Origin of the sequence: Streptomyces sp. NPDC001668 (assembly GCF_042893155.1) — a bacterium.
Taxonomy (GTDB): domain Bacteria; phylum Actinomycetota; class Actinomycetes; order Streptomycetales; family Streptomycetaceae; genus Streptomyces.
In genome coordinates this window covers 328804-332146 of the sequence record NZ_JBIAUQ010000009.1, presented here as the reverse complement: position 1 = coordinate 332146, position 3343 = coordinate 328804, and the positions used below count along the sequence as shown (strand labels likewise).

Annotated in this window: 2 protein-coding genes and 1 pseudogene; 1 reads left to right on the top strand and 2 read right to left on the bottom strand. The window is 70.7% G+C overall.

The genetic code is table 11. The features are described from left to right. Nucleotides 1–119 precede the first annotated feature (119 nt). Nucleotides 120–1151, bottom strand: coding sequence for a LacI family DNA-binding transcriptional regulator (locus ACFYZ8_RS27620; protein ID WP_359029008.1), 1032 nt, complete (start codon nucleotides 1149–1151; stop codon nucleotides 120–122). Between the two features lie 186 nt (nucleotides 1152–1337). On the opposite strand from ACFYZ8_RS27620, the gene ACFYZ8_RS27615 reads away from it, so the two are divergent. Continuing rightward, entirely contained in the window at nucleotides 1338–2117 is a 780-nt protein-coding gene (locus tag ACFYZ8_RS27615; RefSeq protein WP_359029007.1) for a fumarylacetoacetate hydrolase family protein, read from the top strand. 383 nt (nucleotides 2118–2500) lie between these two features. Here the strand turns inward: ACFYZ8_RS27615 and ACFYZ8_RS27610 are convergent. Further along, nucleotides 2501–2554, bottom strand: a pseudogene (locus ACFYZ8_RS27610) (hypothetical protein); the annotation flags it as partial. Between the last annotated feature and the right edge of the window lie 789 nt (nucleotides 2555–3343).

The window sequence follows — 3343 nt, the reverse complement described above, 5'->3', positions numbered from 1 at the left end:
CATAGGGTTGCGCTGCGGGCCTACCTGTTGGGGTTCATTGTGGAGGTGCCCGGAGCTCCGGGCTCCGGGCACCTCCACATTCACCCGCCAGGCCGTTCGCGGCTCACGGCGCGATCGGCTCAGGAGGGCCGGGACGGAGCCGTTCCGTCGGGGCGAGCCGTGCTGCCGCGCAGCACCAGGGATCCGGGGGAGACCGACGTGTACGGGCCGTCGTTGCCCGGCTCGGTCTTGAGGCGGCGCAGAAGCCACAGCGCGCAGCCGGTCGCCATCTCCTGGATCGGCAGGCCGACCGTGGTGAGCCCGGGACCCCACCAGGAGAAGCCGGGCTCGTCCCCGAACCCGACCACGGACAACTCGCCGGGCACCTTGACGCCCTGCGTGGACAACTCGTCCAGGACGCCCAGGGTGAGCTGGACCGATCCGAGGACGAGCGCCGTGGGAGCCGCGGGCCCCTGCAGCAGCCGCCGTACCGCCTCGCGCCCGTGCTGTACGGACGACGGCGGCCCCAGCTCGGTGCGCCCGGCCTCGTCCGGAAGGCCGCCCTCGCGCAGGGCCGCGCGGAACCCGCGCAGACGTTCCGCGCCCGTGGGCAGCTCTTCCGGGCCGCCCAGGTACGCGATGCCGGTATGGCCCAGTGCCACCAGGTGGGCCGTTGCCCGGCGCAGCGCCTCGTGGTCGTCCACACCGAACCACTGGGAGCCGAGTGAGGGGTGGCGGCGCAGCAACTGCAGGTGCGGCAGGGCGCGCAGGAGTTTGACGGACTCGCTGTGCGGGCGTGCGGTCGGCACGATGATGACGCCCGCCACCCGGTTCGCGGACAGCTCCCGCAGGTGGTGCAGCTCCACCGTCCGGTCGTCGTCGGTCTCCGAGAGCATCAGCTGGTAGCCCTCGGCCTGCATGTTCTTGGAGAGCTCGTGCGCGATGGTCGAGTAGAAGCTGTTGCGGATGTCCGGGATCACCAGCGCGACCACGTTGCTGGACGCGCCGCGCATCATCCGCGCCGCCCGGTTGCCGACGTAGCCCATCTCGGAGGCCGTCCGGCGGACCCGGAACTTGGTCTCCTCGCTGATGCGCGCATCGTCGGCCAGTGCCCGGCCGACTGTCGAGACGGAGATCCCGAGGCGTTCGGCGATGTCCCTGGTCGTGATCACGTAAAGGTCCCCTCCGGCTTGGCGCGTCCCACGGCCGTCACGTTCCGTATGCCAACGATAGCACTCGTGTCGCGCTCCGTGATCGGGAAGGGGAGTCGCAGGGGCAGATGATGCCCGCTGTGCTAACGTTAGCACTGCTGTTTGGGCCTTGCAGCCGCCCGCGGCTGCCCAAGTGCGGAGGTGTCCGTGCGGATCGTCAGGTATGCCGTCGGCGGTGTGTGTCACTACGGAGAACTCGAACCGGGTGACGCCACCATCGCCCGATTCGAGGGCGATCCCTTCACGGGATCGAGCCCTGCGGGCCACGTCGACGAAGTGCGGGACGTCGTCATACTCGCTCCGGTCGACAGACCCCGGATTTTCGGGTTCGCGTACAACTACGCCTCACATGTCGACGAAACCGACCGCGAGATTCCGGACGTTCCCGTGTGCTTCATGAAGCCGAGCACGGCCGTCGTGGGGACGGGGGCGGCCATCGTTTATCCGGTGGACGGCGAACTCATTCATTTCGAGGGCGAGTTGGTCGTCGTCATCGGAAAGGAAGCCCGCCATGTGAAACCGTCCGAGGCTCATGAGTACATCCTCGGCTACACATGCGGAAACGACGTCAGCGACCGAGTCGTCCAACGCAGGGAAAGCAGATACGGAACGCTGCTGATCGGGAAGGGCCAGGACACCTTCGCTCCCCTCGGGCCGGTCATCGCCACGGAACTCGACCCGTCCGCGCTGTCGTTGACGACCCGTGTGAACGGCCGCGTCAGGCAATCGGCGAGCACGGCCGGCCTGATGCTCCCCGTGCCCGACCTCGTCGGCTATCTCAGCCGTCACCTGACGCTGCTGCCCGGAGACGTGATCATGACGGGCACGCCCGCAGGTGTCGGGCCGATCCGCCCCGGGGACGAGGTCGAGGTCGAGATCGAGGGCATCGGCGTCCTGCGCAACCCGGTCGTGGCCGAGAGCCGCTGAGGGCGGCCCGGGGCCTGACGACCCGGGCGCGGGTCCCGGGCCAGGTCAGAGCAGGGTCTTGAGCACTCCGTGATGATGTCCGCGTACTGCTGTGCCATCGGAGGCGTCGGGCCTGCGCGGCCCGGATGTCGGTCATGGCCCCCATCAGCCGGCCGGTGCCGGGGTCGGTCATGTGGAAGTGGCGGGTGAGCAGCACCGGCGTCCTGACCTGGGCGAGCATCGACGCGTGGTCGCAACCGGCGTTCGCGGCGCCGGTGACCCACGCCTGCGCCCGTTCGGGGCCGTACTCCCTCAGATGCTGCACCGGGATGGCGGCCATGTCGAGCGGTGACGAAGTTGCCGGCCAGGGTGCGCGCGACGGCCACCCCGCGGTCGGCGAGCACCCGGTGCACCTCGGCGTTGAAGCCGCAGAGCTCCAGGAGCGGGGTGGCTCCCATGCCGTTGAACAGGACGAGCACGGGGTGCGCGGGCTCATGTCGTCCAGGATCGCGGGAGGCGCCACCTTCGGGATCCCCTCGCCGGTCATGAAGCCGATCCCGGGGTGCGGGAACGCCGGCAGCTCGCGCGGGGCGGCATCGACCATGCCCGCCCAGTCGCCGATGGACCACTGCGGGCCGAGCCACTTGGCCCACAGCGCGAAGATCGGACCGGGGGTCTGCGCCAGGCCCGGCCTGCCATACGCGGCCACGTAGGCGGTGATGACGCCGCCGGAGGAGTTCCCGGCCACGATCGTGGGGCGCTGGACGACGAGGTCGACGAACCGCTCGACATCGGCTCCCCGGGTGTTCAGGTTGTACCGGCCCTGCCCGCGCAGGTCGATCGCGAACACCCGGAACTCCGAGCTGAGCAGGCCGATCGCGTCCTCGCACCCCCACCGTGACTCGTCCTGGGCGGGGGCCGGCAGCAGGGCCGGAGCGTCCGGGTCTCCCTCAACGACGTGGTTCATGCGGATCTCCGTCCCCCACCGCTTCACAGAGCAGCTGGTGGACCTGGGCGGGAGATGCTCATGGTCGTACTCCCCGCATACGGGACGGACAGCCGAGTGCGGTACGTCGCGACCCGCTGTCATCGTCGAGCGAGGGTCCTCAATCCTCGGCAGGTGAACGTGGCGGGGGGGGGGGGGGCGGGGGGCCCGGGCCCCCCCCCCCCCCCCCCCCCCGGCCCGGGGGGCGGGGGGGGTGGTTGCGCCCGCGCCGGGGGGGGGGGGGCGCCCCGCCCCCGCGGGG